Origin of the sequence: Hyella patelloides LEGE 07179 (assembly GCF_900659865.1) — a bacterium.
In the GTDB taxonomy this organism is placed as follows: domain Bacteria; phylum Cyanobacteriota; class Cyanobacteriia; order Cyanobacteriales; family Xenococcaceae; genus Hyella; species Hyella patelloides.
In genome coordinates, this window is record NZ_LR214110.1 from 1 (window position 1) to 6,183 (window position 6,183).

The 6,183-nt window shown below is 38.3% G+C and carries 6 protein-coding genes and 1 pseudogene; 5 read left to right on the forward strand and 2 right to left on the reverse strand.

What is annotated here, in order from left to right; genetic code table 11:
• Window positions 1-33 precede the first annotated feature (33 nt).
• Entirely contained in the window at window positions 34-285 is a 252-nt protein-coding gene (locus H1P_RS29960) for a hypothetical protein (RefSeq protein ID WP_144874638.1), read from the reverse strand.
• Window positions 286-476: 191 nt separating this feature from the next.
• Window positions 477-2,234 (reverse strand): MobV family relaxase, encoded by a 1,758-nt coding sequence (mobV, locus tag H1P_RS29965; RefSeq protein ID WP_144874640.1) that lies wholly within the window; start codon window positions 2,232-2,234, stop codon window positions 477-479.
• A 143-nt stretch (window positions 2,235-2,377) separates the two neighbouring features.
• On the opposite strand from mobV, the gene H1P_RS29970 reads away from it, so the two are divergent.
• From H1P_RS29970 to H1P_RS29990, 5 genes and pseudogenes are all read left to right on the forward strand, one after another.
• Window positions 2,378-2,668 (forward strand): hypothetical protein, encoded by a 291-nt coding sequence (locus H1P_RS29970; RefSeq protein WP_144874642.1) that lies wholly within the window; start codon window positions 2,378-2,380, stop codon window positions 2,666-2,668.
• A 113-nt stretch (window positions 2,669-2,781) separates the two neighbouring features.
• Window positions 2,782-3,393 carry a hypothetical protein gene (locus H1P_RS29975; protein WP_144874644.1) on the forward strand — a complete coding sequence of 204 codons (612 nt, stop codon included), beginning with the start codon at window positions 2,782-2,784 and terminating at the stop codon, window positions 3,391-3,393.
• Window positions 3,394-3,403: 10 nt separating this feature from the next.
• The gene (locus tag H1P_RS29980) at window positions 3,404-4,126 is read left to right on the forward strand and encodes a P-loop NTPase family protein (protein WP_144874646.1); all 723 of its coding nucleotides are present in this window, start codon (window positions 3,404-3,406) and stop codon (window positions 4,124-4,126) included.
• A 61-nt stretch (window positions 4,127-4,187) separates the two neighbouring features.
• Window positions 4,188-5,021: a DUF6753 family protein gene (locus H1P_RS29985; RefSeq protein WP_144874648.1), complete on the forward strand. Its 834-nt coding sequence runs from the start codon at window positions 4,188-4,190 to the stop codon at window positions 5,019-5,021.
• Window positions 5,022-5,148: 127 nt separating this feature from the next.
• A pseudogene (locus H1P_RS29990) lies at window positions 5,149-6,183 on the forward strand (hypothetical protein); the annotation flags it as partial.

The following is a 6,183-nucleotide window of genomic DNA, read 5'->3' on the forward strand; positions in this document are numbered from 1 at the left end:
ACCCCAAACAAATCAAAAGTCAAATATTGATTCTTAAAATGTTATACCCCAAGGCAATTCTACATCTAAAAAACAAGTCGTAGAAACGCCAAAAAATAAGACCAATTTAATAAAGGAAACGGAAGCTTTAACTACTCTAGAAACACCAGTTACACCAGATTTATTTACTGCCACCTTAGTTTTAGGGTTCGGTGAATCTATTTTTATCTTGTTAATTGCTAGTCCATTTTTGCTATTTGGATTTAAGAAAGGGGTATGGCAACGATTGTTGAATTTTACTTCCATATCTCTCTCAAACCCTTACAGTGAGAGAATTATGAGGATATTATTTTTAGGTTTCTTGAATATTTAAAGGTTCAAAAGCATATATAGCTGTAACGACCCGAAATGTGCGATTCGTTTCTAGGGAATAAATAGCCTAGAGTGTTGGTTTGTTTTACTGTGTTTTAATCTCCGTTTTATTATCTTTTACCAAACTACAAACTCAATCCACCATCTAATTTTCTCTCCTGTTGAGGCTGCCTTTTAATTGACTGAGAGAGGCTCTTTGAAGACCAATTAAACCGATTCACCAATTCTTCATTCCAATCATTAGCTTTTGGTGTTTTACGTACAGCATTGGGTAACTGAGAGAGCATCTTTTGTGCCATTAAATTACCAGGCTCATCATTATCTACCGCAACCACTACATCTTTCGGCTGTCGTAAAAATTCATGGGGAACTTGACCCGCACCATCAGTAGAGATGTAAATTGTCCTTCTCGAATCATTACGATCTAACACCGCAAAAGAGAGAGCATCAATAGGAGACTCGACTAACACTGCTCGTTGAATTGGGTCGCTCGATTGTCCTCCTTGTGGGAAATAAAACCACCCTTCACTACGCTTAGTTCCTGGGGCTAATCCTTTAAATGTGTTGTCTGCTCCTGCCGTACCTCTCAGGGTAGCTCCTGTTGTTTTTGATTCATATAAGGAACGTCGAATAAACACCGCATTTTGTTTTTCATCGGCATAAATTAACCCCTGTTCATGCAGACTATCTACCAAACCACTAGGCAGTTTTCGAGAGCGAGTTAAATACTTTTTCACCCCCTGCCATAAACTCTCATTGAGTACTGGTGGAGTAAATTTTAGTACGGGTTTTTCTTGGATAATTTCTCTGGTCTTATAACTAACCGCTTCAATAGTTGCTCCTTCACCAAAGCGGTCGTGCAACCAGGTTACTGCTTGTTTAAAATCACACTCGTTAAGGTGCATTACCAAGTCGATTGCTCCCCCACCACCTTTCATGTGTTTCCAGTCATAAAACTTACTGCCAGTGATGTTAATAATATGATGCTCATTTTGCCACTTATGTTGATCTTTTGGGTCGGGGTCTAAACCCAACTCATAAGCTACTTTTTCCAAGGGAAAGTCTCTTACTTTCTTCGCCAACTCTGTATACTTCGTTTTCCAGTTTTGAAGCTGTTTATTTTGCCGATATATCTGAGTTTCTAAATCTCTAAGACGCTGTTGTAAAACTTCCTTATCTTGAGCTAAAGATTTGGCAGTTAGTTTGAGAACTTTCGTTTCTTTAATTGCCCTTTGTCTATCTGCTAATTGATGTTGAATGGTTTGCTTATCAAGAGTTAAATCTGGTGACTTATTCACCGCAGCATAGTATTGTTTGACCGATGTATGTTTGGCTCTGCTGCCTTTAATTCCTCTCTCCAATCCTAAAGGTGCGAGAGCAATAGCATAACTATCTTGAAACTTACTTAATTTTTCTCTACCGCCAAATAAACCCCGACAGTTTAATTTACCTCTCTCATCTAGAGGTACTAGATAAGCATGAATGTGGGGTGTCGCTTCGTCCAAATGTAACTCCGCTCTAATAATACGGTCGCCGTATTCCTCATCGAGCCATTGATGGACTGCTCCTTTAAAATCTTCTAAACGCTGTGGTTGATAATATCCAGCCTTACTTGGTTCATCGGGTCGGAAATATTCGGGACTGGCAGTTAAGAGCATCTCTACACATAAAACCGCATTCTTGCGGATGGTTTGTTCTCCTATACGCTGTCTGACTAGGGTTTCGAGGTTAGGACTGTTACTTGTTTCAGGCTGACCAATAAAGCGGATATTGTTAATTTTGGGGTCAGCGTTAGGAACGGAACGGACTCTTTTGGTATGCTGTTCGGAAGAGGCAATATTTCCGCTTTTGAGTTTGGCAATTCTGGCAATAGCATGAGGCATATTCTTTTTCCCAGTAGAATGGGTTTTTCGGGTCGTGTTTGAGATGTCTAGGTTAGGGGAGGTTAAAGGGGAAAGGGGAAAGGGAAAAGGAATAAATACACTTTTCGCTTCGAGATTTTTATCTTCTTAAGGACAAGTCAATCATGAGAAGGATAAGCCCAGACATTTATAATAAACATGAGGCAGGAAAAGAAACAATCAACACCTTTCCCCCTTCCCCTTTCTCCTTTTCCCTAAAAGACCATCAACTCAAAACCTCCCACCAATTAATCTGGGGATTCCAAAGGGGTGTCCCCTTTGGCTCACCAGCAATTTTAGCGGAGCGTGCCGATAGGCAAAAATTGTGTAGTGAGTATATATACCATCATACACCTCCTCCCTTCAATTTAATACAGAACTACTGGGAAAAAGAAGACAGTTTGGTCTTTAGTTAAGAATAAATAAGTTAGGTTGATTAATTTAACAACTTCTTCAAGTTATTATTGGGCAAGCTAGCATAACAGTATTGCAGCTAATATCATAACTCTTGGTGAAGACAAGATAGCTAATGGTCAAGACCAAACCCAATCAAAAGATTCATGTCGAGCAACTAAAGACTACTCTAGATAAGTTAGGTCAGTTAAAGGAAAAACCAAAATCGGAACTGACTTTACGAGAAAGTATTTACTTTTTAAGAGATAAATTGAAGAGTGCTTTGAAGAAGGGTTATAGTTATCAAGATTTATCGGAGATTTTAGAAGAACAAGAAATCCTGATTTCGGCTTCGACTCTCAAACAATATTTAACTGATATTTCTAAAGAATCAGCATCTAAGAGAAAAAGAAGTAAGTCAAGACAGAATAAGAAAGATAACTTGTCAGAAACAGCTTCTCCTGAGTCTAGTTTAGATACTTCATCACTAGCTATAAATAAGACTAAATCTGAAAAAGAACTAGATAAAGATTTGAATCAAGTTGAATCTGATAATAATGATGATGAAGTAGAAGAGAATTCAAAAGATGATGCTAGCTCTTTGTCTGAAAGAGAATTATCTAAGAGTAATACGAATAAAGAATCAAACAAAAGTCAGTCTAGAGCAAGAAGAAAGTCAACGAAGACTAAACCAAAAGGATTATCGGGTAATAAGCCAGATTTATCAGAAGATTTTAATCAATACTAGGGGAGGAAAAATGGCAACGATTCATTTCATTGATGGTGAGAAGGGCGGGGTAGGCAAGTCTTTTGTTGCTCGGACAATGATTCAGTATGGCTTGGATAGAAACTTACCTTTTGTTGCTGTAGAAACAGACCGTTCTAATCCTGATGTGGCTGGTGTTTATAATGATATATGTCAGTATGCTGTTTTTACGGAAGATGAGAAACAAGCTGATAAGGCAGACCGTATATTTGAGATGAGTCTGGAAAAACCCGTAATTGTTTCTTTACCTTCTCAGGTTCATCGAGCAATGAAGAGTTGGATTGAGAGAAATCAGTTACTTTCTTTGGGTAATGAGTATGGGGTAAGTTTTTGTAAGTGGTTTGTTTGCAATGGGGAGTATGACAGTATCAGGTTGTTTATGGCTTCAGTAGATTGTTATGGCAATAAGATGACTCACATTCTGGTGCGAAACTTGGGGCTTTGTGATGAGTGGTCGCCCATTGATGAGGATTCCTCGGTACAGGAGTTAATTAAGAAGTATCGGGTGAAGGTTATTGATTTTCCCAAGCTTGGTTATAAAGAAAGGTATTTGATTAATCAGAAGCGATTAAAGTTTGATGATGCCAGAGAATATAAAGAATTTGGGGTGTTGGGAAAACAAAGAGTAGTTAATTTTTTGAAGGCTGCTTATACGGCTTTTGATAGTGCGGAGATGTGGAATGATGAATCGTCAACGCTCGCGACTTCATGCTGAAGTCAGGGTATGAAGTGACGGGGAGAGTTTTAATTCAATATTGTGGATTAAGGGTGTGGGAATGAGTGGACTAAATGGAAAAACGAAAGAGGTTTTAGATGCTTGTTTGTCAAGCGAGTCTCCTGAAGTAAGAGCTAAGGTTTATGAGATTATCAATGTCAGTGGTTTAGAAGCCGATGACCCGATGTTTTTAATCTTGGCTTTGACGGGACAGATGCGGGTGTTTTTAGAGGCTGCACCGACAGAATTGTCTAAACTGTTGGCTGATTGGAAGGCTCATTGTGCATCCAGTTTAGAGGAGATAACGGCTGCTATTTCACGAGTTAAAGAAACACAACTTCGTACTGCTCAGACCTTTGCTGAAAGTATAGAACGGGTTAGTAATAAATGTGTTGAAAATATTTTTGAGGCGGGTATGGCTGCGACGAGTGCGATTGCATCCGCTAATAGTGAAACTTTGGCAAGTGCCAAGATAGCTCGTACCGAAACGAGGGAAATAAAGGAAGAGATATCGAGACTTCACACTGGTGTCGAAAATAATAGACAGCAGAATGAAGTGGTTTCCAAAGCTTTGTTGGAGCAAACTGGGCAGACAGTGAAGAAGCTAGATAAAGTAGCTGATAAAGTCTATTATTTGAGAGCAGCCATTAAACATCTTCAACAAGATACGATTTGGGTCAAGGTGAGTGATTGGGCTTCTCCTTTATCTATTTTGCTGATAGCAATTTTGATTGGTGGAACTGTGGGTTGGCGGTTAGCATATGCTAAATATGATGTTCCTAATAGTGTTTTTGCCCAACAGGTTATCGATTGGAATTTAGACCGCTTCATAAAGTGTTTCAAAGAGGGTAATCCTAAATGCACTATCTATATTGTTCCTCCTCCTAAAAAGTAGTAAGGCTAATCTATCGGCTAATTATTTTTTTATGATTGTTATTAGAGAATGAACTACTACCACTAGAAGAACGCGAGGTGGGAAAATTCCGCCCATTCTGTTAAATTCAACATTAGTATGTAAAATCATGGCAGAGCAAGATGAAGACATCTTCAAGTTTGACCCGACAAGTTATTGGAGAAAGCTTCCAGGATATGAGCGTGTAGATTATATCTCTGCCATCAATCAAGATGGAGAAGAAATTGTTCTTATCCCCACAAACAAGTTAGAAACTATGGACAAAGAACAAGTCCTAGCAGAAGCTACTGAATTTCGTCGTCAACACAATCTATTTGGAAAAAATTTAGAACCCCAAAGAATTAAAGTAGTTGTGCAATGGTTACGTGAAAGTTCTTTTTTTCTAAATCTAGTAGCGCGTCAGTTAGCTTTTCATTTACTTAAACTCTGTGAACATCGGATTATAAATCATCTCAAAAAAAAATCCGAAACATCAGACTCCAACCTTCCATCATTTACATCAACTCTAGATAGAAAAGGTAATTTAGCATCTGTCAAATTAAACCTAGATCAAACAGAAATTGACCAAATACTTAAACATTTAGAACAAGATTTGGCTAATGGTTTTGAAAGTACTAAAACCTGGGATAGAGTAGCCCAGGAGCTATTAACCTATCTTTCAATCTCAGCAACAGAAAGAATCAAGCTCGATATTGAAACAGGAGTACTCAAGAATGTCAATGATGAAAACTTACAAGCAATTTTTGAGGAGTATTTCTGGAGAAGAAAATCCCCTGATATTGAGCTAAAATCGGAAATTTCTCGGATTTTACAAAAGATTTCTCAACGAATTGTTCCAGAAATCGCAGAAAGCTTAGATTTACCAAATCTTACCTTAGAAGATATCAAGCAGATTCTCAGGTTAAAACAAAACAATGCTCGTAAGCCAATACCAGTTACTGAATCTAGATTAACAAATGCTATTTTACCCATTCCTACTTTCGCTGCCTTAGCCAGCGCAATTACGGCTCAAATTAGAAAAGACTTATGGGGCAAAGATAATGATGGAATCGCTTGTTTCAAACACCAAGCCAAAGGCAACCCAAAAAATTACATCGAACACTATATCAGTAAGCCTGGGGATATTGAAGTGCTTCCCTGGGAA